The organism is Burkholderia sp. WTPI3 (assembly GCF_021483755.1).
Lineage (GTDB): Bacteria > Pseudomonadota > Gammaproteobacteria > Burkholderiales > Burkholderiaceae > Burkholderia.
Window position 1 is genome coordinate 22456 of sequence record NZ_JAGIXF010000039.1, and the last position, 22004, is coordinate 44459.

The 22004-nt window shown below is 67.7% G+C and carries 20 protein-coding genes and 2 pseudogenes; 17 read left to right on the forward strand and 5 right to left on the reverse strand.

The window, feature by feature from the left end; translation table 11 throughout:
• Positions 1-111: 111 nt before the first annotated feature.
• From J7024_RS21075 to J7024_RS21130, 12 genes are all read left to right on the forward strand, one after another.
• Positions 112-2157, forward strand: coding sequence for a sigma-54-dependent Fis family transcriptional regulator (locus J7024_RS21075; RefSeq protein ID WP_234745432.1), 2046 nt, complete (start codon positions 112-114; stop codon positions 2155-2157).
• A gap of 331 nt (positions 2158-2488) precedes the next feature.
• The gene (ypfJ, locus tag J7024_RS21080) at positions 2489-3367 is read left to right on the forward strand and encodes a KPN_02809 family neutral zinc metallopeptidase (protein WP_124829972.1); all 879 of its coding nucleotides are present in this window, start codon (positions 2489-2491) and stop codon (positions 3365-3367) included.
• 293 nt (positions 3368-3660) lie between these two features.
• Positions 3661-4392 (forward strand): helix-turn-helix transcriptional regulator, encoded by a 732-nt coding sequence (locus J7024_RS21085; RefSeq protein ID WP_124829973.1) that lies wholly within the window; start codon positions 3661-3663, stop codon positions 4390-4392.
• A gap of 210 nt (positions 4393-4602) precedes the next feature.
• Complete coding sequence (locus tag J7024_RS21090; protein WP_234745434.1) at positions 4603-6105, forward strand: aldehyde dehydrogenase family protein; 1503 nt, start codon at positions 4603-4605, stop codon at positions 6103-6105.
• Positions 6106-6192: 87 nt separating this feature from the next.
• Positions 6193-7533 carry an aspartate aminotransferase family protein gene (locus J7024_RS21095; protein WP_234745435.1) on the forward strand — a complete coding sequence of 447 codons (1341 nt, stop codon included), beginning with the start codon at positions 6193-6195 and terminating at the stop codon, positions 7531-7533.
• A 246-nt stretch (positions 7534-7779) separates the two neighbouring features.
• Complete coding sequence (locus J7024_RS21100; protein WP_234745436.1) at positions 7780-9282, forward strand: APC family permease; 1503 nt, start codon at positions 7780-7782, stop codon at positions 9280-9282.
• Positions 9279-9869 carry a DUF3156 family protein gene (locus tag J7024_RS21105; RefSeq protein WP_234745440.1) on the forward strand — a complete coding sequence of 197 codons (591 nt, stop codon included), beginning with the start codon at positions 9279-9281 and terminating at the stop codon, positions 9867-9869. The genes J7024_RS21100 and J7024_RS21105 overlap by 4 nt, the downstream gene beginning before the upstream one ends.
• A 69-nt stretch (positions 9870-9938) precedes the next feature.
• On the forward strand, positions 9939-10877 hold the full coding sequence (locus J7024_RS21110) for a helix-turn-helix domain-containing protein (RefSeq protein ID WP_124829978.1): 939 nt from the start codon (positions 9939-9941) through the stop codon (positions 10875-10877).
• 166 nt (positions 10878-11043) lie between these two features.
• Complete coding sequence (locus J7024_RS21115) at positions 11044-12252, forward strand: porin (protein ID WP_124829979.1); 1209 nt, start codon at positions 11044-11046, stop codon at positions 12250-12252.
• 401 nt (positions 12253-12653) lie between these two features.
• Positions 12654-13892, forward strand: coding sequence for an ABC transporter substrate-binding protein (locus J7024_RS21120; protein ID WP_124829980.1), 1239 nt, complete (start codon positions 12654-12656; stop codon positions 13890-13892).
• Positions 13893-13926: 34 nt separating this feature from the next.
• Entirely contained in the window at positions 13927-14796 is an 870-nt protein-coding gene (locus J7024_RS21125; RefSeq protein WP_098551608.1) for a carbohydrate ABC transporter permease, read from the forward strand.
• A complete protein-coding gene (locus tag J7024_RS21130) occupies positions 14766-15620 on the forward strand; it encodes a carbohydrate ABC transporter permease (protein ID WP_234745441.1) in 855 nt (284 codons plus the stop codon). The genes J7024_RS21125 and J7024_RS21130 overlap by 31 nt, the downstream gene beginning before the upstream one ends.
• A gap of 9 nt (positions 15621-15629) precedes the next feature.
• On the opposite strand, the gene J7024_RS21135 is transcribed toward J7024_RS21130, so the two are convergent.
• On the reverse strand, positions 15630-16652 hold the full coding sequence (locus J7024_RS21135) for a LacI family DNA-binding transcriptional regulator (protein WP_175751799.1): 1023 nt from the start codon (positions 16650-16652) through the stop codon (positions 15630-15632).
• 6 nt (positions 16653-16658) lie between these two features.
• Here J7024_RS21135 and J7024_RS21140 point away from each other — a divergent pair, with 6 nt between their 5' ends.
• Positions 16659-17579, forward strand: a complete 921-nt coding sequence (locus J7024_RS21140) for a phosphatidylinositol-specific phospholipase C (RefSeq protein ID WP_175761723.1) — start codon at positions 16659-16661, stop codon at positions 17577-17579.
• Here J7024_RS21140 and J7024_RS37355 read toward each other — a convergent pair.
• Positions 17580-17699, reverse strand: a pseudogene (locus tag J7024_RS37355) (LysE family translocator); the annotation flags it as partial. It lies immediately after the preceding gene.
• Between the two features lie 43 nt (positions 17700-17742).
• Here J7024_RS37355 and J7024_RS21145 point away from each other — a divergent pair.
• Both J7024_RS21145 and J7024_RS21150 read left to right on the forward strand, forming a co-directional pair.
• The gene (locus J7024_RS21145; RefSeq protein ID WP_124829983.1) at positions 17743-18045 is read left to right on the forward strand and encodes a type II toxin-antitoxin system HigB family toxin; all 303 of its coding nucleotides are present in this window, start codon (positions 17743-17745) and stop codon (positions 18043-18045) included.
• Between the two features lie 4 nt (positions 18046-18049).
• Positions 18050-18414 (forward strand): annotated as a pseudogene (locus J7024_RS21150) (helix-turn-helix domain-containing protein).
• Between the two features lie 133 nt (positions 18415-18547).
• Here the strand turns inward: J7024_RS21150 and J7024_RS21155 are convergent.
• Positions 18548-19159 (reverse strand): LysE family translocator, encoded by a 612-nt coding sequence (locus tag J7024_RS21155; protein WP_124829985.1) that lies wholly within the window; start codon positions 19157-19159, stop codon positions 18548-18550.
• An 84-nt stretch (positions 19160-19243) separates the two neighbouring features.
• Here J7024_RS21155 and J7024_RS21160 point away from each other — a divergent pair, with 84 nt between their 5' ends.
• A complete protein-coding gene (locus J7024_RS21160) occupies positions 19244-19771 on the forward strand; it encodes a GNAT family N-acetyltransferase (RefSeq protein ID WP_124829986.1) in 528 nt (175 codons plus the stop codon).
• A 15-nt stretch (positions 19772-19786) separates the two neighbouring features.
• Here J7024_RS21160 and J7024_RS21165 read toward each other — a convergent pair whose 3' ends face one another.
• On the reverse strand, positions 19787-20848 hold the full coding sequence (locus J7024_RS21165; protein ID WP_175761725.1) for an alkene reductase: 1062 nt from the start codon (positions 20846-20848) through the stop codon (positions 19787-19789).
• An 80-nt stretch (positions 20849-20928) separates the two neighbouring features.
• Complete coding sequence (locus tag J7024_RS21170; RefSeq protein ID WP_124829988.1) at positions 20929-21237, reverse strand: ArsR/SmtB family transcription factor; 309 nt, start codon at positions 21235-21237, stop codon at positions 20929-20931.
• 345 nt (positions 21238-21582) lie between these two features.
• Here J7024_RS21170 and J7024_RS21175 point away from each other — a divergent pair, with 345 nt between their 5' ends.
• Positions 21583-22002, forward strand: coding sequence for a thioesterase family protein (locus J7024_RS21175; protein WP_175761726.1), 420 nt, complete (start codon positions 21583-21585; stop codon positions 22000-22002).
• The last annotated feature ends 2 nt before the right edge of the window (positions 22003-22004 follow it).

Consider the following 22004-nt stretch of genomic DNA (forward strand, 5'->3'; position numbering starts at 1 on the left):
TAGTCGCCACGCCCGCCGCCGGTTGCGGCCAGGCACCCCGCAAAGTCGACAAAAAAGGCCGCTATGACGGCCTTGCGGTTCGTGTCGTCACGAAACCGACAGGAGACAGACATGCAACAGAGAGGCACGCCGATGGACTGGTTTCCCAGTCCACACCACGACGCGAGCATCATGGCCGCATGGGAGCATCTGCTGACCGGCAGCGACTGGCGTTCGCCCGACGTACGCGGCGTGGTCGACGATTCGTGGCAGCGCTGTCTCGTCAGCCACGTCGATCCCGGCGTCGATCGCGCGCCGCCGCCGCTCGATGAAGACGGGCTCGTGCAGCGGCGCAGGTCGAACGGCCGCCTCGTCGATGCCAGTCTGCCGCTGATGCAGCAGACCCGGGATTTCCTGGCGCAGACGGGCACGGTGATGCTGCTGGCCGATCCGAGCGGAATGATCCTCCAGCACGAAGGCGACATGCGGATCGTCGAGCCGGCGCGCGAGGTCGGCCTCATTCCCGGCTGCGAGTGGACCGAGCTGAATTGCGGCACCAATGCGATCGGCACCGCGCTCGCGCTCCGGGAGCCGGTCCAGATCCATGGCGCGGAGCACTTCTGCGCAGGCATCAAGCGCTGGACCTGCTCGGCGACCGTCATCCAGGATCCCCGCGACGGGCACGTCCTGGGCGTGATCGACATTTCGGGGCTCGCGCAGACCTACAACCCGTACAGCCTTGCGCTCGCGGTATCGCTCGCGGGCCGGATCGAAAGCCGGCTCGCGAAGGAGGGCATGGCGCGCCGCCTGAGCCTGCTCGATCGTTGCGCGTCCCGCTTCGGCGCATCGTCCGCCGATGCGGTGATCGTCGTCGACGAACGCGGCCGGCTCGTCAAGGCCAATGCGCAGGTCGTTGCGGTGCTGCGCCGGCTCGGATTCGACATCCGGTGCGATGCGGCCTTCGCGTTGCCCGAACTCGAGCGCTATGCGGACGACGGCCGCCTGCCGGCGAGTGCGCCGGCATGGCTGTCGAGCAGCCACGTCGAAACCGTGCGCGACGGGGCGGACGTGCTGGGCTACATGATCGTGACGCCGGGCATCGCGAATCCTCGCGGGGCTGTCCCGATCGCGCGCGGACGGGAGCGGCGCGGCGGCGAGCCGCGCGGGTTCGAGCGCATCGTCGGCGACAGCGCCGCGCTGCGGGAGGCCGTGAATCGTGCGCGCCAGCTCGCGCCGTCCAGGGTGCCGGTGCTGTTGCTCGGCGACACCGGCGTCGGCAAGGAACTGTTCGCGCAGGGTATCCACCAGGCGAGCGATCGCGCCGACGCGCCGTTCGTCGCGCTCAACTGCGGCGGGTTGTCGAGGGACCTCCTCGCCAGCGAGTTGTTCGGCTACGCGGAAGGGGCCTTTACCGGCGCGCGCAAGTCCGGCGCCGCGGGCAAGATCGAAGCGGCCGACGGCGGCACGCTGTTTCTCGACGAGATAGGGGAAATGCCGCTCGACATCCAGCCGCATCTGCTGCGGGTGCTGGAGGAGAGCGAAATCTACCGCCTCGGCGAGAACACGCCGCGCAGGGTGAATTTCCGGCTGGTCGCGGCGACGCACCGGGATCTGAAGGATGCCGTCGCGAACGGCCGGTTCCGGATGGATCTGTACTACCGGATCGCGGTCACGACCGTGTCGATTCCGAGCTTGCGCGAGCGCGGCGAGGATCTGCCGGCGCTGATCGCGCATTGGCTCGGACACCTGTGCGAGTCCTATGGCCTTTCCCCGCGCTCGTTCGACGATGACGCGTACGAGCGGCTGTTGCGCTACGCGTGGCCCGGCAACGTGCGTGAACTGCGGAACGCGATCGAGGGGGCGCTGCTGCTGTCGGATGGCCCCGTGATCACGGCCGACAAGCTGCCCGCCGAGATCGGCATGGCGGCCTCGATCGATGCGTACGCCGCGCGGCCCGTCGACACGCTTGTGCCGGATGCCGACGAGTCGTTGCGGAAGGCCGAGGCGGAATCCATCCGGCGCGCGCTTGCGCGTCATGCCGGCAATCTGACGCAGGCGGCAAGTCAGCTCGGCATCGCGAAGAGCACGCTCTACGAAAAGATCCGCAAGTATCGCCTGCTCGATGCGGTGAGCGACGTCCGCCGGAGTCGCGCGAAGTCAGTCTCGGCAGGCAGCTGACCGCGCGGACAACCAGGTTCTTCGGCGACTTCCCGTCCTCCCGGGTCGCACGAATCGTCATTTTGCAAAGAATGACGATGTCGCCGGCCTGATTGCCCGCTCCATGCTTCATAATTTTTACGATATGACGTCCGCGTCGGCAAAGCGGTGCGCGTGCCTGCGTGTCATCCGGAGGCTGCGCCCGACATGTGTCGACCGGTCCGCGCGATACCGCGGTATCGCGGGGCCGACCGGGCGACGCCGTGCGAGCGCGGGTCGGCGGACCGGAAGAATCAATCGCCTGGCGGGGGCTGTCCCGTCAGCGCAACGACAAGAAAGGGAGGGGCCGGCAATGAGGCTGGACGACGAAAGAGAGAGCGTGAACGTGGAGGATCGCCGCGGCGGCGGTTTCGTCGGCGGGCGCGGCGCGACGATCGGCATCGGTACGATCGTGGTCGCGTTTGCCGCCTCGTATTTTCTCGGGATCGACCCGCGCGTGATTCTGGAGGGCGCATCGGCGCTGCAAGGTGCGCAGCAGCAGGCGCAGCCCGCGCCAGCGCAGCGTCAGGGCGCGCCGGCGAACGATCCAGGTGCGGTGTTCACGCGCAAGGTGCTCGGTAATATCGAGCGCACGTGGACGAGCGTCTTCAATACCCAGTTGCACGCGCAATACGAGCCGCCGAAGCTCGTGATGTTCACGAACTCGACGCCGACCGCGTGCGGCACCGGCCAGACCGCGATGGGGCCGTTCTACTGCCCGGCCGACCGCAAGGTGTATATCGATCTCGGCTTCTACGACGAGCTGCGCAAGCGGTTCGGTGCGGGCGGCGATTTCGCGCAAGCCTACGTGATCGCGCATGAAGTCGGCCACCATGTGCAGAACCTGCTCGGCATTTCCGACAAGGTCGACGCCGCGCGCCGGCGCTCGAGCGAGGCACGCTCGAACGCACTGTCGGTGCGGATGGAACTGCAGGCCGACTGTTTCGCCGGCGTGTGGGCGAACAATGCGCAGCGTGCGAACCAGCGGCTCATGGAGCCGGGCGATTTCGAACAGGGGCTGAAGGCGGCTGCCGCGATCGGCGACGATCGGCTGCAGCAGCAAGGGCAGGGCTACGTCGTGCCGGAGAGCTTCACGCACGGCACCAGCGAGCAGCGCGTGTACTGGCTGCGGCGCGGGATGGAGTCGGGCGAGGTGAGCGCCTGCGATACGTTCGCCGCGAACGCGCATTGATGTGGCGCTGCGCCGGTGTCCCAAGCCGGTACGCGCGTTTCGGTTGAGGTTGGCCTGATCGTTCCAACCCGGTGCGATCGACGCGCACGATGTTGCGCGCCCCGTTCGGCGTTCATCGCCGAAGGCGCAACGCCCCATGCGCGGTTTCCGTCGCAGATGCTCGCGTCGCGACACGGCGGGCGGTCTTCCCTGCGCCGCCCGAAGCCGAATTGCCGATTTGTGCTCACCGGCGCATTTCGGCGCCGGTAGGCTGGCCCGAACTTCGACGCGTTCGGCCGCCGGCCGCCCCCATCATGCCGACCTCATCCGTTTCCGCCGACCACGAAGCCGCCGACTGGCAGCGCGCGCTGCGCGCGTGCGTGGATGCGTTCGACGCATTCGCGAGCCCGTCCGCGATCGTGTTCTATCGGCTCGACCAGAGCGGCGAACCGGCCGATTTCGAGCTGTTCGGCATGCCGGAGCCGATGCATCGCACCTACATCGCGCGCTACCGGATGCTCGATCCGCTGCATCCGTCGCGCTGCGCGGCAGGCGAACGCGCGGTCGTGACGCTCGCGTCCCAATTGCCTGACGAAAGACGCGATGCGTCCGCGTACTGGACCCGTTTCCTGCGGCGGCACGATGTGGCCGACGTCGTCGAAATCTGGTTGCGCGACGAAGCCCGGCGGACCGTCGGCGCGTTTTCGCTGCTGCGCTTCGGGAGCGGCGATGCTCGCGGCGACGGCATGGCCGGACGGTTTGCGCCGGGCGAGATCGACGCGCTGGCGCGGCTGCAGCCGGTGGCCGAAGCCGCGCTGGGCCCGCTGTTGCGCGCGCGTCGCGGGATTCACCGGATCGGCTGCGAGGAGCGGCTGACCTACCGCGAGGAGCAGATCGCGCGGCTCGTGCGCGACGGCCGCTCGAACAAGGAGATCGCACGCGACCTCGCGCTCGGGCAGCCGACCGTCAAGACGCACCTGATGCGCATGTACCGGAAGCTCGGCGTGTCCAACCGCACGGAGCTGGTCGGCGCGTTGTTCCTGTAATTTTTTCCGTATTCGCGTTCACGCCGCGCCATTGGTCTGACGATAGGGCGGCGTTCGCACGTCGCCGTTACACGTTCCGGCATCACCCGCATTTCGATCTCCACGCGCTGCCAATTTGCGCTCACCCGGCGCACTTCCTCGTCGATACATTGGCCTGAAGCCCGCCTGCCCGAGCGCATGCGGCCAGCCACGACAATTATCGAGACGCCCATGAGCAACACGAACTTCGTCGCTGTCAGCGACACCGTGCGCACTTTCGTCGCGCGCGACTTCGGCCTTTTCATCGACGGTCAAATGCAGCCCGCGCACTCGCCGGCCCGGCTCGACGTGTACGACCCGGCGACGGGCGAACGACTCGCGACGGTCGCCGATGCCGACGCGCAGGACGTCGATCGCGCGGTCGCCAGCGCGAAGCACGCATTCGACTCGCGCGTATGGCGCGGGCTGCGCCCGGCCGACCGCGAGCGCATCCTCCTGAAGCTCGCCGACCTGATCGAAGCCGACGCCGAAACGCTCGCACAGCTCGAAACGCTGAACCAGGGCAAGTCGATCCACGTGTCGCGCGCGGTCGAAGTCGGCGCGAGCGTCGAATACGTGCGCTACATGGCCGGCTGGGCGACCAAGATCACCGGCCAGACGCTCGACGTGTCGATCCCGTTCCCGCCCGGCGCGCGCTATACGGCCTATACGCGCAAGGAGCCGGTCGGCGTGGTGGCCGCGATCGTGCCGTGGAATTTCCCGCTGATGATCGCGGTGTGGAAGCTGATTCCTGCGCTCGCGGCCGGCTGCACGATCGTGCTGAAGCCGTCGCCGGAAACGCCGCTCACCGCGCTGCGCCTGGCCGAACTGGCCCGCGAAGCCGGCGTGCCGCCCGGCGTGTTCAACGTCGTCACCGGCGGCCGCACCTGCGGCGCCGCGTTGTCGGGCCACCCGTCGATCGCGAAGATCTCGTTCACCGGCTCGACCGCGACCGGCAAGCTGGTCGGCGCGGTGGCCGTGCAGAACATGACGCGCTTCTCGCTCGAGCTTGGCGGCAAGAACCCGATCGTGATGCTCGACGACGTCGACGTCGCGCAGGCGCTCGACGGCGTCGCCGCCGGCGCGTTCTTCAACCAGGGGCAGGTGTGCGCGGCCGCATCGCGCATCTACGTGCACCGCAGCAAGTTCGCGCAGCTCGCGGACGGTCTCGCGGGCGTCGCGCAGTCGATGAAGCTCGGCGCGGGCCTCGACACGACCGCGCAGATCAACCCGCTCGTCTCCGCGCACCATCGCGACAAGGTCGTCGAGCACATCGAAGGCGCGCGTCGCGCGGGCCTTACGTTCCTCGCGGGCGGCACGCCGGCCGACGACCTGCCCGGCTACTACGTGAAGCCGGCGGTGATCGCCGATCCGCATCCGGACAGCGCGATCGTGCACGACGAAGTGTTCGGCCCGGTGATCGTCGTCGTGCCGTTCGACGATGCGGCCGACGCGGTGCGTCTCGCTAACGCGTCGCCGTACGGCCTCGCGGCGAGCATCTGGAGCAACGACCTGAAGCGCGTGATGAATCTCGTCCCGCAGATCGAGGCCGGCACCGTCTGGGTGAACTGCCATATCCCGCTCGATCCGTCGATGCCGTTCGGCGGCTACAAGCAATCGGGCATCGGCCGCGAGTTCGGCCAGTACGCGATCGAAGGCTTCACCGAAACCAAATCCGTCTGCATCGCGCACTGACGCGCGGCGCCCGTTCCGAATACCTGACACCCGAAGACCTCGACCCGGAGCGATCGGGGTTCAAACGATCCGAAAGTGGAGATTGCAATGAGCTACAACGAAGCGAAGTTCTGGCACCCGATGCTGCACCCGAACGAAATGAAACAGCGCAAGCCGATCCGCATCGTGCGCGGCGACGGCTGCTACGTGTTCGACGAAACCGGCAAGCAGCTCGTCGACGGCGTCGCGGGCCTGTGGAACGTGAACGTCGGGCACAACCGCCAGGAAGTGAAGGACGCGATCGTGCGCCAGCTCGACGAGCTTGAGTACTTCCAGCTGTTCGACGGCATCTCGCATCCGCGCGCGGAAGAACTGTCGACGAAGCTGATCGACATGATGGAGCCGGAGGGCATGCGCCGCGTGCTGTACAGCTCGGGCGGCTCCGACTCGATCGAGACCGCGCTGAAGATCGCGCGCCAGTACTGGAAGGTGCGCGGCCAGGCCGATCGCACGAAGTTCATCTCGCTGAAGCAGGGCTATCACGGCACGCACTTCGGCGGCGCGTCGGTGAACGGCAACACGGTGTTTCGCCGCAACTACGAGCCGAACCTGCCCGGCTGCTTCCACGTCGAGACGCCGTGGCTGTACCGCAATCCGTTCACGCAGGATCCGGAGGAGCTCGGCCGCATCTGCGCGGAAATGCTCGAGCGCGAGATCCAGTTCCAGAGCCCCGACACGGTCGCCGCGTTCATCGCGGAACCGGTGCAGGGCGCGGGCGGCGTGATCGTGCCGCCGGCCAACTACTGGCCGCTCGTGCGCGAGGTGTGCGACCGCTACGGCGTGCTGCTGATCGCCGACGAGGTCGTGACCGGTTTCGGCCGCAGCGGCAGCCTGTTCGGCAGCCGCGGCTGGGGGGTGCGCCCGGACATCATGTGTCTCGCGAAGGGCATCTCGTCCGGCTACGTGCCGCTCGGCGCGACGGCCGTGAATGCGCGCATCGAGGAGGCGTTTGCCGCGAACGCGGATTTCGGCGGCGCGATCATGCACGGCTACACGTACGCGGGGCACCCGGTCGCCTGCGCGGCCGCGATCGCGAGCCTCGACATCGTCGTGAAGGAAGACCTGCCCGCGAATGCGGCGAAGCAGGGCGCGTATCTGCTCAAAGCGCTGCAGTCGTTCCCGGAGCGTTTCGCGGCGGTCGGCGAGGTGCGCGGCAAGGGGCTGATGCTCGCGCTCGATCTCGTCGCGAACAAGACGACGCGCGAGCCGATCGATCCGCTGTCCGGCTATGCGAACGCCGTTGCGGAAGTGGCGCGCGAGCATGGCGTGCTGGTGCGTCCGGTCGGCACGAAGATCATCCTGTCGCCGCCGCTCGTGATCCAGCGCGAGCAGCTCGACCGGATCGTCGACGCGCTCGCGGCGGGCTTCGAGGCCGTGCCGTTCGCGTGAGCGCCTTACGGCACGCTCGCGTGACGACTAACCGGCGGCGGGCGGCCAGGCTGCCGCCGCCGGTTTGCCGATTTGGGCTATGACCGGATTATTTTGCCTGCGTATTTTTTCGACATCGGATCGAGTTTGAATGGACAGGGGCCCGGGTGCCGAAGCGCTGAAGCGCCGGCCCGGGCCGACCGCGAAGCAACGAACCGGCGCGGGCGCAGAAGCGCCGCCGCCGCTCGATAAGGGAAGGAGACAAAGATGTCGGGATGGTCTGGAGTGACTGGCGCCGCGGGCGATACACCCGCAGGCGCGCCGGTGGAAGCGGGCGGCGGCACGGTGCTGACGGCGGGCGCGGTCGGCTTTCCGACCGCGCTGGCGAGCGCCGTCGGCCTCATCATGGCGAGCCCGGTGATCCTCACCGCGACGTCGGGTTTCGGGATGGGCGGCTGGGCGTTCGCGGTCGCGATGATCATCGCGTTCGTGATGATGCAGGCGCAGGCGACCACCTTCTCCGAAGCCGCCGCGATGCTGCCGACGGCAGGCTCGGTTTACGATTACCTGTCGTGCGGGCTCGGCCGCTTCTGGGCGATCACCGGCACGATCTCCGCGTATTTCCTCGTGCACGTGTTCGCCGGCACGGCGGAGACGATCCTGAGCGGCATCATGGCGCTCGTGAACTTCGAGTCGCTGAACGCAGCATTCGAGAAGCACAACAGCTCGTGGCTCGTCGGCGTCGGCCTCGTGGTCACGTTCGCGATCACCAACATCGTCGGCATCAAGGTGTTCAGCAAGCTCGAGATCGTGCTGACGGCCGGCATGTGGCTGTCGTTGATGATCTTCGGGATCCTCGGGCTCGCGGCCGCGCCGGCCGTGCATCTCGACGGCTGGTTCGGCGGCTCGACGGTCGGCACGTCGATCCCGGCCGTGCTGTCGCTGGTCGGGATGGCGATGTTCATGTTCGTCGGCTGCGAGTTCGTCACGCCGCTCGCGCCGGAGATGAAGGCGCCGGGCCGCACGATTCCGAGCGCGATGGCGATCGGCCTCGTCGGCGTCGCGATCTGCATGTTCCTGTACGGCGCGGCGATCCGCCGCCAGGTCGCGAACGTGCCGGTGAGCCCCGACGGACTCACGCACCTGCTCGACACGCCGGGCGCGATCCCGGCGTTCGCGCTGCAGGTGCTGGGGCCGTTCGGCCGCATCTGGTTCGGCATCGCGTTCCTGTGCGCGGGCGCCGCGACCATCAACACGCTGATGGCCGGGCTGCCGCGCATCCTGTACGGGATGGCGATCGACGGCGCGCTGCCGCGCTGCTTCGGGTATCTGCATCCGCGCTTCAAGACGCCGGTGGTCGGCATCGTCGCGGCGGCGATCGTGCCGATCTTCCATGCGTGGCTGATCAACGGCAATCTCGACAGCATCCTGCACCTCGTGCTCGCCGCGACCTGCGCGTGGGGCACCGCGTACCTGCTCGTCACCGCGTCGGTCGTGATGCTGCGCATCCGCCGCCCGGACCTGCCGCGCCCGTACCGTTCGCCGCTGTTCCCGCTGCCGCAGATCGTGTCGAGCGTCGGCATCGTGCTCGCGATCTGGTACATCACGCCGCCCGGCATGAACGCGCGCGACATCTATGTGCCGTTCGGCGCGATGCTCGGGCTCACCGCGCTGTATGCGCTGTTCTGGACGATCGTCGTGCAGCGCCGGCATCCTTTCAAGCCGGTGCCGGTCGAAGAAGTGCTGCGCAACGAGCACGTCGCATCGTGAGGGCCGCGCTCGCCCGCTGGCGCGCGGCGCCCGATACGCCGCTGCCCGGCCACCGGCCCGGTGCGATCGCCGCCCGCGTGCTCGCCGACCTGGGCGCCGCGCGCGATGCGCACGGCACGGCCGGCGATACGATGGCGCGGTTGCCGAACGGCGTGCGCGTGAGCGTCGGCGAACGGGTCGACCGGCAGTTCCTGATGCATACGGTCAGCGTGACGGTCGCGGTTGCCGCGCGCGGCCCGGCCGCCGAGGGCAGCGCCCGCGTGCTGCAGACCGGCTGGCTGCGGCGCACCGGCGTCGCGGCCGAAGCCGCGCCGGGATGCGCCCCCGAATTCGTGCGGACGGTGGCCGCGCTCGTCGCCCGGCCGTCGCTCGCCGACGCGCTGCGCCCGCTGCACCTGACCGACTGCACGATCACCGCGCGCGACGGGCGCTGGACGCTCTCCATCGTGCCGTTCGGCGGCAGCGAAGTCGTGAACCGGATGCCGTCGTTTCGCCGCTACGTTCGGCTGACCGGCGAACAGGCCGCCGCGCTGTCGGCGGCCTGTCTTGCATTCGAAACCGCACTACGCGGAATTTTGCGGGGGTAAGCTGTGACGTTGCGTGCCGTGAGAACCCGGCGGGCGCGATGAAGAGTCAGGGTTTTACCGGAGATGCCGATGCTGTTCCAGTCACGCTCACACGAAGACGTGCACGATCACGGGCTCGCCATCGCGGGCTGGCATCAGGTCTATCGCCAGATGACGCCGGGCCGGTTCAAGGGCACCGTCACGCAGGTGCTGTACGACGACTTTCATTTCTTCCGCGAGACGACCAATCGCCGCGTCGCGCAAACCGGCGTCGCGCCCGACGGGCGCACGTCGCTCGCGGTGCCGCTGTCGGTGCCGCTCGCCGGCACGTTCCAGGGCCAGCCGGTCGATGGCTATGCGCTGCTCGCCCTGCGCGCCGGCGAGGATTTCGAATTCCATACGCCGGAAGGGATGGGGCTCGTCGGGATCAGCGCTGCATCCGACATGATCGACGAGCTGTGCGAAGCGGAGTTCGGCGTCGCCGGCGCGCGCAAGCTGCGCCATGTCACACGGCTGTCCGACGCGCAGGGCGTCGCGCTCGGCGCGCGGCTGTCGGCGCTGATCGACGACGCGCAACGCAACCCGGCCTGCCTCGACTATGCGGCCACCCGCAAGATGTTCCGCGACGCGATGCTCGGCATGTTCCTCGATGCGCTCGACCAGGGCATCGGCGTCGAGCGGCGCGACATCACGCATGCCACCTACAGCGATATCGTCAGCCGCTGCGAGAAGCATCTGCGCGAGCGGCCCGAGGAGCCCGTCACCGTGCTCGAGCTGTGCCGCGCGCTGCGCTGCAGTCGCCGCACGCTGCAGACGAGCTTCCAGCGCGTCGCCGACGTCACGCCCGTCGGCTATCTGCGCACCATCCGGCTGAACGCGGTGCGGCGCCTGCTGCGCACGACGTCCGCGCAGCAGCTCGGCGTCGGCGAGGCCGCCGCGAGCTGGGGGTTCACGCATCTCGGCTATTTCGCCCGCGAGTATCGCGACCTGTTCGGCGAGTTGCCGTCGCAAACCTTGCGGCCCGAGTGACGTACGAACCTCGCGACGGCGTCGTCGAGCGCCGTCGCGACCCGTCTGCTTCACCATTTGCTGATTTGGGATAGAGGTCCCGAATTTTCGCTGGATAGAGTCCTGTCACCCATATCGACAACGCCATCGGTTTGCAGTGCGAATCGATGAAAACAGAGGGCGGGACATGAAGATCGGACGACGACTGGCTGCTGCGGCGGCTACGCTGGGTTGCATGCACGCACACGCACAGACCTCCGGCAGCGTCACGCTGTACGGCACGGTGGACACCGGCATCATCTATTCGACGAACCAGCAGTTCACGCGCGCCGACGGCAGCACGAGCGGCGGGCATGCCTGGCAGATGGGCGGCGGCAACCTCGTGCCGTCGCGATTCGGCTTCCAGGGTGACGAGCCGCTCGGCGGCGGGCTCAGCGCGGTGTTCTCGCTCGAGCAGCAGTTCCTGTCCGCGAACGGACAGGCGCTGCAGGGCGGCACCGCGTTCAGCCGGCAGGCGTGGGTCGGGCTGCGCAAGGACACGATCGGCACGCTCGGCCTCGGCCGGCAATACGACTCGTACACCGACATGCTCGGCGCATATGCGTCGAGCAACAACTGGGCGACGCCGTACGGCTCGCATCTCGGCGATGTCGACAACCTGAACGCCGCCTTCAATTTCAACAACGCGGTGAAGTTCACCAGCGCCGACTTCAACGGCCTGACGGTCGGCGGCACGTTCAGCTTCGGCGGGCAGGCGGGCGACTTTTCCGCGAAGCGCGGCTATTCGGTCGCGGCGACCTACAACCGCGCGCCGGTCGCGTTCTCGGTCGGCTATCTCGACCTGCACCAGCCGCTCGACGCGGCGCTCGGCGGCGCGAGCGGCTATATCGGCGACTTCGCGTGCAGCAACCCCGGCGCGATGTACTGCCTGCTGCAGGACGCCGGCTCGATGCGCGCGTTCGGCGCGGGCGGCTCGGTGACGCTCGGCGCGGCGACGGTCGCGCTGACCTATACGCACACGCGTCTCGGCGACAGCCGCTACTTCTCGACCGACGCGCAGCCGCGCACGCAGGCATTCACGTTCGACATCGGCGAGCTGAACGTCACGTACATGTTCACGCCGGCGCTGCAGGGCGGCGTCGCGTACATCTTCAACGCCGCGCACACCGACGGACGCGGTACGACGCGTTTCCACCAGGTGAACATCGGCACGAACTACAGCCTGTCGAAGCGCACCGCGCTGTATGCGGTCGCGATCGGCCAGATCGCGAGCGGCACGGGGCTCGGCACCGATGCGGACGGCAACGCGGCGAACTACGCGCAGATTCCGGTGCTTGCGAACAGCAATTCGAGCCGGCAGCTCGCGGTGATGGCCGGCATTCGTGTGAATTTCTGACCGGGAACGGCGGGGCGGCGGCACGCCGGTCGCGGGTCGCCGTCGGCGCCCCATGCGCAAGGGCCGGCCCCGGTCAATTGATGGAAAGCCATGCTTGAAAAAAATCGTCCGTATGCTTAACTGAACGGGCTGATGGATAGAAACTGAATATGGCAAGCAATGGCGCGAAGGATTGGGGACGGTCTTTCCGCCATTTTCATCAGGAACCGGATCGTTGCGCCCGGTGCGGTACCGGGCGCAAGGGACGCGTGCCTTGTGGCATCCGGCTTGTCGCTTGCCACAATACCTTCACGGTCTACGTGAACAATGGCGACGCTTCAGGCGACCCGAAGTGTCGCCGGCGTTGCACACGTGTGCAACGCATGGCCGTCCCGCTACATACGTCGATCGAGAGAGACCTCATGACCCTGCTGAGCCGCCTGCGCGCGCTGTCCGCCGCCGTTGCGCTGTCCTTCGCCGCCTCGCACGCCTTCGCGGCGGATCTCGTCATCGCTGGCCGCGACGACATCTACGGCAAGGGGCTTGCCGACGCCGTTGCCGGTTTCAACAAGCTGCACCCTGGCACCGACATCGAGCTGCTCAAGCTGCCGAACGCGAACCTGTACCAGAAGCTGAAGCTGTCGATGCGCGAAGGCACCGGCGCCTACGACCTCGTGATGATGGACGACACGTGGGCGCCCGAATTCATCGGCAACGGCTGGCTGAAGCCGCTGCCGGCGTCGCTGGCGGACGCCGATCTCGTGCCGTCCACGGTCGCGCTCGGCCGCAACGCGGCGGGCGCGCTGTACGCGCTGCCGATCGTCGGCAACGTCGAGATGTTCGCGTACCGCAAGGACCTGCTCGCGAAATACAAGCTGCAGCCGCCGCGCAACTGGGACGACGTGCTGAAGATCGCGCAGACCGTCGGCGGGGCGGACAAGGGCATGTCGGGCGTGGTGTTCCGCGGCACGAAGGGCAACCCGATCGTGACCGGCTTCCTGCCGATCCTGTGGGCATACGGCGGCGACGTGTTCGACCATGCCGGCAATGTGACGATCGACTCGCGCGAGTCGCAGGCCGCGCTGAAGACTTTCCTGGCGCTGAAGGCGTTCGCGCCGAAGGACGTCGACGTGTACGGCGCGGCCGAAGTGCGCGATGCGCTGCAGCGCGGCACGGCCGCGCAATCGATCGAGGTGTGGCCTGCGTGGATTCCTGCGCTCGACGATCCGAAGCAGTCGCGCGTGGTCGGGCAGATCGCGCTGCAGCCGCCGCCCGGGCAGACCGCCGGCCCGGCGCCGATGCTCGGCATCTGGCAGATGGGCATCCCGAAGGACGCGCCGCACGCGAAGCTCGCGCAGGACTTCCTCGCGTACCTGACCGCGCGCGATACGCAAACGCGCCTGGCCGCCATCGGCATTCCGCCGACGCGCCGCAGCGTGTTTGCCGATCCTGCGCTGGTCCGCCTGTATCGCTGGTATCCCGATCAACTGAAGGCGCTCGAGGCCGGCCGTGCGCGGCCGCGCGTGAAGGACTGGCAGCAGATCGAAAGCATTCTCGGCGACCAGCTGCAGCTCGCGCTGACCGGGCAGGCCGCACCCGACGCCGCGCTGCGTCAGGCGCAGCAGAAGATCGCGCAGGCGATGGCCACGGCCGGCAAGTGACGGCTCGCCGTCACGCATCGTCCGGAATCCGCGCATGAAATCGCTCGGCCGCAGCCTGCCGTTCGTCGCGTTGCTCGGCCCCGCGCTGCTGGTGCTGGCCGCGCTCGCGCTGTATCCGGTCGCGCAGGTGCTGATCGATTCGTTCTGCCAGGTCGACTATGCGGCCGGTCATCGTGCGTTTGCCGGGCTCGCGAACTATCGCGCGGTGCTCGGCGACGACGCGTTCACGGCCGGCTTCGGCAACACGCTGCGCTTCACGATCGTCGCGTCGCTCGTCGAGGTCGCGCTCGGCTTCGGCCTCGCGCTGCTGTTCGTGCGCGCGTTCCCGGGGCGGCGCATCGCGCTGCCGCTCGCGATACTGCCGATGATGCTGTCCACGCTCGTGTGCTCGGCGATCTGGCGCAACTGGCTGAACTTCGACGGCTTCCTGAACGCGCTGCTGGCGACCTTCGGCATCGAAGGCGTGCGCTGGCTGTCCGATCCGCATCTCGCGCTGTGGTCGCTCGCGCTCGTCGACGTGTGGCAGTGGACGCCGATGGCGTTCCTGATCGTGCTCGCCGGGTTGCAGTCGATCCCGCAGGAGCTGTACGAAGCCGCGCGCACCGACGGCGCGAGCGAGTGGCAGTGCCTGCGCGACATCACGCTGCCGCTCGCGGCGCCCCAGATCGGCCTTGCGATGCTGCTGCGCTCGATCGACACCTTCAAGCTGTTCGACAAGGTCTATGCGCTGACGGGCGGCGGCCCCGGCAACGCGACGCAGACCCTGTCGACCTACATCTACGACACGGGCTTCCGCTTCTTCAACGTCGGGCCGGCGAGTGCCGCGTCGGTGCTGATGCTCGCGGCGTCCGCGCTGCTGGTCTCGGGATACGTATGGCAGACGGTTCGCAAGCGGCGCGCATGACGGGTGCCGCATTCGGTCGCACGGCGCCGTGGGCGCTGCGCTTCGTCGCGCTTGCGCTGTTGCTGCTGCCGTGCCTGTGGATGGCCGGCGCGGCCTTCATGCCGACGCTCGAACGCCTCGATCATCCGCTGCGGCTCTGGCCGGCCGCGCCGACATTCGAGCATTTCGTGTCGGTGTGGTCGAACGGCATCGGCGCGCCGCTCGCCAATTCGCTGCTGGTCGGGTTCGGCACGACGCTGCTGGCGCTGGCGCTCGCGTTTCCGGCCGCGTATGCGCTCGTGCGGCTGCGCTTTCCGGCACGGCTCGACCTGGTGTTCCTGATGCTCGTGCTGGCATTGAAGTTGATGCCGCCGATCACGATCGCGGTGCCGCTGTTCGCGCTCGCGAAGCGGCTGCATCTGCTCGATTCGACGTTCGGCCTGATGCTCGCCTATCAGATCTACGCGTTGCCGATGGCGATCTGGATGTTGCTTGCGTTCGTGCGCGACGTGCCGGTCGAATACGAGGAGGCCGCGTGCATCGACGGCGCGGGGCTCGCTCGGCGGCTCGTGCAGATCGTGCTGCCGCTGTGCGCGCCGGGGCTGATCGCAACCGCGATCTTCGTGTTCATCGCCGCATGGAACGAGTTCCTGATCGCGCTGCTGTTCGTGTCGACGCCGAGCCGCTTCACGCTGCCGCTCGCGATTGCCGGCTACGTGACGGAGAACGGCATCGACTGGGGCGACCTGATGAGCGCGGGGCTGCTGGCATCGCTGCCGACGCTCGCGGTGGCCGGCTACGTGCAGCGCTACCTGTTGCGCGGGTTCGCAGGCGGACTGAAGTGACGCGGCGCGTCATGCGCAGCTATGCCGCACCACCTGCGTAACCGGCACCACGCGCGTGCGCGACGCGCCGTCGAAAGTCTGGATCCGCTCGGCGAGCATGTCGACGGCCGCGTGCGCGAGGCCCTGCGTGTCCTGGCGCAGCGTCGTGAGCCGGTACGCGTCGTATTCGGCGGCGGGAATGTCGTCGAAGCCGATCACGCGCAGGTCGTCGGGCACGCGCAAGCCGAAGGCGTTGCGCGCGGCGTCGATCACGCCGAGCGCGAGCAGGTCGGACGAGCAGAACACGCCGTCCGGGCGCTCGCCGGACGCGAACAGTTGCCGTGCGGCGGCAAGCCCGCATGCATGGGTGTCGGATTGCGTGTCCAGCACGCGCACGAGCGTCGCATCGAATGCGTCGCCTTGCTTCAGCGCTTGCGCGAACGCTTGCGCGCGCGAGCGTGCGCTGTAGCTCGCCGTGCGCGGCCCGACGAACGCGAGCCGGCGCGCGCCCGCCCGCACGAGCCGCTGCGCGGCGTGGGCCGCGGCGGCCGCGTTGTCGCTGACCACGACATCCGCGCCCGGCAGGTTCGCCGCGCGGTTGATCATCACGACGGGAATCCGGTGTTCCAGATACTGCCGCGCGACCGACAGCGGCGGCGACGCGGACGTCATCACGAGCCCCGCGATCCGGTAGCTCAGCAGCCGTTCGAGCGATTGCCGGACCTGGCGCGGATCTTCCGCATTGGTCACGAGCGGCGTGAACGCGCGCTGCCCGAGCGCGGCCATCAGGTCCGACAGCAGCCGCGCGCGGAACGGATTCTCGAAGCCTGCCGTCACGACGCCGATCATGCTGCTGCGCTGCGTGATCATGTCGCGCGCGATCAGGTTGACCTGATAGCCCAGCGCACGCGCGGCCACCATCACGCGTTCGCGCGTTTCAGGTGCGATGCTCGCCGTCGGCGAGAATGCGCGCGACACCGCGGAGCGCGACACGCCGGCCCGCGCCGCGACATCCGACGCGGTCACCCACGTTTTTCTTTCCTTGTCCGTCATCGACTCATGATTCCTTCGCGACACGAAGCACACACGCCGCTGGCCGACTGGATGTCGGCGCTCGACGACACGCGGCCGCTGCATACGCTGACCCTACCGGGCAGCCATGACACCTGTGCGTATACCGTCGACGATACGCTCGTGCGCACCCAGCGTGCGCCGCTCGCCGCGCAGCTCGAGCATGGCGTGCGGCTGCTCGATATCCGCTGCCGGCACCGGCGCGATAGGTTCGACATCCATCACGGCGGGGTCCCGCTCGGGATGACGTTCGACGACGTGCTTGCAGACTGTACGCGCTTTCTCGATGCGCATCCGCGCGAATGCATCGTGATGTCGGTGAAGGACGAGTGGCCCGCGCACATGTGCACGCGCAGCTTCGATGCGACGTTCGATGCGCATTGCGGGCGGTATCCGCGGCTGCGCTGGCATGCGGGCGGCGCGCTGCCGGCGCTCGGCGACGTGCGCGGCGCGGTGGTGTTGTTTCGGCGGTTTCGCAGCAGCCGGCCGCTCGGTATCGATTTGACCGCCTGGCCCGATAACGCGACGTTTTCGATCGATCATCCCGACGCGGCGTTCGTGATCCAGGATGAATACCGGGTGCCGGTGGCCGGGTCAATTGCGTACAAGTGGCGGGTGATCGATGCGCTGCTGAGCGCGATGCCGTCGCCGCAAAGCGGCCGCTGGGCGATCAATTTCTCCAGCGGCACGGGGATGGGCGCGAATCCGTCAGTGGTTGCGCACGGCGACGGCAGGGTGGTGGGGATACACGCGCGGCTCGCCGAACGGTTGCGCGAGCAGCCCGGGCCGTGCGGCGCGATGCTGCTCGATTTCTGCGATGACGATGACTGGGCGCTGGTGCGGGCGTTGGTGGGGTGTAACGGGCACCGGTCTGTGCCCGGTGGCGGGCGCAGGATAGTGGGGTGTTAGACGGTTCGCGATCCGCATCGCACGCGCCGACGTCAGAAAAGCCCGCGCGCGCACCGCGAGCAGCGACCGGAAGCGGTCGGCGAGGATCAGAACGGCGAGCATCGTGCCGACCAGCGCGGCCGATGTATCGGGTTGGTCCCAATTCGGGACTACGGTTATGTTTATGCGAATCGTTGCCAAAAGAACCCTGCTGAATTTCATCGCCCGCCACGCGCAGGACGAGCAAGCGCTGCTGGCGTGGCATTCGGAAGCTGCGAAGGCGATCTGGAAGACCCTGCAGAACATCAAGGACCAGTACGCAAGCGCCAGTTTCGTTGGCCGGTACGGTGTGGTGTTCAACTTCAAGGGCAACGACTTCCGGTTGATCGTTGCGGTGGCTTATCAGATTGGCGTGGTGTCCGTGAAGTTTGCCGGCACGCACGCGGAATACGACAAAGTCGACGCGGCAACCGTGGAAATGGAGTAACGATATGGACATTCACCCGATTCGAACTGAAGCCGATTGCGAGGCTGCCCTGAAGGCGGTGTCCGCACTCGTCGATGCGGACACCGCACCTGGCTCGCCGAGGGCGACGAGTTGGAGATTCTGGCGATTCTGGTCGAGTGCTACGAGGCCGGGCACTTTCCGATGGCCGCGCCTAATCCGATCGATGCGATTAAGTTTCGGATGGAGCGGGCCGGCCTGTCGGTCCCCGGCATGCAGCCCTACATCGGAAACAGTAACCGCGTGTACGAGGTGCTCGCCGGGCGTCGGGCATTGAGCCTTGCCATGATTCGCAAGCTGCACGAGGGGCTGCATGTTCCGGCTGATGGGCTGATCGGAACCGCGCAATGAAAACGGCGCCTTGCGGCGCCGTGTCTGGTCATGCTGTCAGTTGAACTGATCTGCGCAATAGCGCATCAGTGCGCGCTCGACGGTTTCCATGGCATACGTGCCGCTGACCGGGCATCTTTGCCATGGGGCGTCGTTACCGCGTGGCGATGGCGACAGCTGCGCCTGCCATGGCGGCGGCACTGGTTCGGTTCGCAATCTTGATCGCGCGCCGCGTGAGGATGAACTTGCGCACGCGCGTCGCGACGAACGCCCACGCGCAGTCGGCCGTGATCAGCACGGCCAGCATCGTCGCGACGAGCTCGGCCCAGCCGGCCGTGCTGACGTGTGACAGGTCGATGATGGTCGGCAGGAGCGCGAGGTAGAAGAGAACAATCTTCGGATTGCCGAGCGTGACCAAGGTGCCCGCGACGAACATGTGCCACGGCGACTGGCCGCGCGGCAGGTCGTCGGCCTGCGTGCCGGTCGGCGCGGTCCACATCTTCCACGCGAGGAACAGCAGGTACGCGACGCCGAGCAGTTTCAGCACGAGCAGGCCCGTCTCGAACGTGCGCGCAAACGCGGACAGTCCGGCCACCGCCAGCGTGAGCCACAGCGCTTCGCCGATCCACATCGCGGCGAGGAACGGCAGCACGTCTCGCACGCCGTTCGTCAGCACGCGCGCGACGAGTGCGGCGACGCTGGGGCCGGGCGTGCCGGCGGTGACGAGCAGGGCGATGGCGAACACGGCGAGCGTGGACAGCGTCATGGCGAACCTCGTGAAAAGCGGCGTTCGAAAGATATGAAGTTTCGATTATAGTGACGGCCGTTCCCGCCTGCCTACCTCGTCGTGATGACAGTATCGATCCGGATTCGCCGCGCCACGCGCGAAGACGCGGCCGCCATGGCCGCAGTGGAAGTCGCCGCCGCACAGCGCTTTCGCAACATCGGCATGGCCGACATCGCAGACGGCGAGCCGACCGATGCGGCCGACGTGCTCGCGCGCATCGACGGCGGCCGCGCGTATGTCGCGACCGATGAAGCAGGCGTGTGCGTCGGCTTCGCGTTCTACCGCCTGCTCGATGCGCGGCGGCTCTATCTCGAGGAGTTGGATGTCGCGCCGTCGCATGCCGGGCAGCGGATCGGCGCGCGCCTGATCGAACAGATCGTCGCGCGCGCGGCGCAGGACGGCATCGCGCAGATCCTGCTGTCGACGTTTCGCGATGCGCCCTGGAATGCGCCGTACTACGCGCGCCTCGGCTTTCGCATCGTCGACGACGCTTCGCTCGACGACGCGTTGCGCGCGATCCGCGCGCACCACGTTGCCCGCGGGCTCGACGAGACGCAGCGCGTGTTCATGCGCGCGGACGTGCGCGCATGAACGGGTTGCCCGCCGTCAGGCCGCGTCGCTGAGCGCGGGGTAGTCGGTGTAGCCCGTTTCGCCTTCCGCGTAGAACGTCTCCGGCACCGGCTTGTTCAGCGGTGCGTCGAGTTCGAGGCGGCGCGGCAGGTCGGGGTTCGCGATGAACAGCTTGCCCCATGCGATCGCGTCGGCATGGCCGCTCGCGAGCGTTTCCTGTGCGGATTCCAGCGTGAACTGCTCGTTCGCGATCAGCGGGCCGCCGAACGCTTCCTTCAGACGCGGGCTCAGATGGTCGCCCGAATACGCTTCGCGCGTGAAAATGAACGCGATCTTGCGGCGGCCGAGTTCGCGCGCGACATAGCCGAACGTCGCGGCCGGATCGGAATCGCCCATCGTGTGCGCGTCGCCGCGCGGTGCGAGGTGCACGCCGACACGGCCCGCGCCCCATACGTCGATCGCCGCGTCGACCACTTCGAGCAGCAGGCGCGCGCGATTCTCGATCGGGCCGCCGTACGCGTCGGTGCGATGGTTGGTGCTGTCCTGCAGGAACTGGTCGAGCAGATAGCCGTTCGCGCCGTGGATCTCGACGCCGTCGAAGCCGGCCTTTTTCGCGTTCTCCGCGCCCTTGCGATATGCGGCGACGATGCCCGGGATTTCATCGAGCTCGAGCGCGCGCGGCGTCACGAACGGACGCTGCGGACGCACGAGGCTCACATGGCCGCCCGCGGCGATCGCGCTCGGCGCGACCGGCAGGTCGCCGTCCAGGAAGACGGGGTCGGAAATCCGGCCGACGTGCCAGAGCTGCAGCACGATGCGGCCGCCGGCCGCGTGCACGGCTTGCGTCACGCGCTTCCAGCCCTCGACCTGCTCGTCGGACCAGATGCCCGGCGTGTCCGCGTAGCCGACGCCCTGCGGCGTGACCGACGTCGCTTCGCTGATGATGAGGCCGGCCGACGCGCGCTCGGCGTAATAGCGGGCCATCAGGTCGTTCGGTACGCGCCCGACGCTTGCGCGGGCACGGGTGAGCGGCGCCATCACGACGCGGTTCGGCAGGTTCAGGTCGCCGAGGGTAACGGGATCGAACAGGGTAGGCATGGCAGATATCCTCTTCACGAAAAACGGGCAAGCCGGTGCAGGCACACGGCCGAAACCCGTAGGGCCGATTCGGCCGGTGGCTAGAGTTCGCGGCGCAACGCGTCGTGAAATGCGTCGATGACGGCCTCGTTGCGCCGGAAGAACGCCCACTGGCCGATCCGCGTCGACGTCACGAGCCCCGCGCGCTGCAGCGTCGCGAGGTGCGCGGAGACGGTCGACTGCGACAGCCCGCAGCGCGCGTCGATCTGGCCCGCGCAGACGCCGTGGTCGAACGGCAGCGTTTGTGCCGGGAAATGCGCGTCGGGCGTTTTCAGCCAGACGAGGATTTCCCTGCGCACGGGGTTCGAGAGCGCTTTCAGGATCGCGTCGATGTCGAGTTCGGTCGGCATGGAAAGGGCGGGTGGTCGGGGGAGCCGGTGCTGACGAGGTATCGTCGATGGCCGAATCTTATATCGGAAAATGACGATATTCGCGGAAGGCACTGATGCCAATGGGGTTGATAGTGATCCGCATTTCGGGGCCGGATGGTTCCCGGAACGCTTCTGGAGCGCCGGACTGCTGGCCAGTCACAGACAGTTTCCATTCCGATCGTAAAGATTCTTTCCGTTCAGATCGAATACGGTGTTCTGCCGTGTTGACCGCATGCGCCCGTCGGGCAAGGGTTTTCGGTTTGGTCTCGGCCTGGCACGGGCTTTGCGGTATTGGAGCGTAAATGAACCGGAGGAGTCCGCCCGATGCCAGCGAAACGTGCGACGGTCTCGAAAGCGATGGGGACGCCGAAGCCAGGCGGGCGTTGTCGCCGCAACGCGCAGGCATGCGATCCCGACGTGCTGTCCATGTCCGCATTGATGGGCCTCGTGGAAGCCGCCTGCGTCGACGCGATGTGCGACCGAATTCGGAACGATGAGTGTTCGATCGGCCGCATGACGCATTTCACGCATCTGGCGCCGACGCGATCGGATGTCCCGGTTTTCGTCACCGCGACGTTCCGGACGTTCGACGGCGAACGGTACTGGTTCGATGTCGTGGCGACCGATGCGGCCGGTCCGGTGGCGAGCGCGAGTCATGCGCGCTCGATCGTGGAGCGTTCCGCACTCGAGTTCCAGTGTGCAAGCCGTCGCGGCCGTGTCGGCGATATAGATTCGTCATGCTAAAG

Bases quoted from the DNA above. Each gene is read 5' to 3' on its own strand.
- J7024_RS21170 (WP_124829988.1), bottom strand. From the start codon at position 21,237: ATGCCGACCGAACTCGACATCGACGCGATCCTGAAAGCGCTCTCGAAC.
- J7024_RS21090 (WP_234745434.1), top strand. From the start codon at position 4,603: ATGAGCAACACGAACTTCGTCGCTGTCAGCGACACCGTGCGCACTTTC.
- ypfJ (WP_124829972.1), top strand. From the start codon at position 2,489: ATGAGGCTGGACGACGAAAGAGAGAGCGTGAACGTGGAGGATCGCCGC.
- J7024_RS21095 (WP_234745435.1), top strand. From the start codon at position 6,193: ATGAGCTACAACGAAGCGAAGTTCTGGCACCCGATGCTGCACCCGAAC.
- J7024_RS21155 (WP_124829985.1), bottom strand. From the start codon at position 19,159: ATGACGCTGTCCACGCTCGCCGTGTTCGCCATCGCCCTGCTCGTCACC.
- J7024_RS21135 (WP_175751799.1), bottom strand. From the start codon at position 16,652: ATGACGGACAAGGAAAGAAAAACGTGGGTGACCGCGTCGGATGTCGCG.
- J7024_RS21085 (WP_124829973.1), top strand. From the start codon at position 3,661: ATGCCGACCTCATCCGTTTCCGCCGACCACGAAGCCGCCGACTGGCAG.
- J7024_RS21115 (WP_124829979.1), top strand. From the start codon at position 11,044: ATGAAGATCGGACGACGACTGGCTGCTGCGGCGGCTACGCTGGGTTGC.
- J7024_RS21175 (WP_175761726.1), top strand. From the start codon at position 21,583: ATGCCAGCGAAACGTGCGACGGTCTCGAAAGCGATGGGGACGCCGAAG.
- J7024_RS21140 (WP_175761723.1), top strand. From the start codon at position 16,659: ATGATTCCTTCGCGACACGAAGCACACACGCCGCTGGCCGACTGGATG.
- J7024_RS21165 (WP_175761725.1), bottom strand. From the start codon at position 20,848: ATGCCTACCCTGTTCGATCCCGTTACCCTCGGCGACCTGAACCTGCCG.
- J7024_RS21075 (WP_234745432.1), top strand. From the start codon at position 112: ATGCAACAGAGAGGCACGCCGATGGACTGGTTTCCCAGTCCACACCAC.
- J7024_RS21145 (WP_124829983.1), top strand. From the start codon at position 17,743: ATGCGAATCGTTGCCAAAAGAACCCTGCTGAATTTCATCGCCCGCCAC.
- J7024_RS21120 (WP_124829980.1), top strand. From the start codon at position 12,654: ATGACCCTGCTGAGCCGCCTGCGCGCGCTGTCCGCCGCCGTTGCGCTG.
- J7024_RS21130 (WP_234745441.1), top strand. From the start codon at position 14,766: ATGGCAGACGGTTCGCAAGCGGCGCGCATGACGGGTGCCGCATTCGGT.
- J7024_RS21110 (WP_124829978.1), top strand. From the start codon at position 9,939: ATGCTGTTCCAGTCACGCTCACACGAAGACGTGCACGATCACGGGCTC.
- J7024_RS21125 (WP_098551608.1), top strand. From the start codon at position 13,927: ATGAAATCGCTCGGCCGCAGCCTGCCGTTCGTCGCGTTGCTCGGCCCC.
- J7024_RS21160 (WP_124829986.1), top strand. From the start codon at position 19,244: ATGACAGTATCGATCCGGATTCGCCGCGCCACGCGCGAAGACGCGGCC.
- J7024_RS21100 (WP_234745436.1), top strand. From the start codon at position 7,780: ATGTCGGGATGGTCTGGAGTGACTGGCGCCGCGGGCGATACACCCGCA.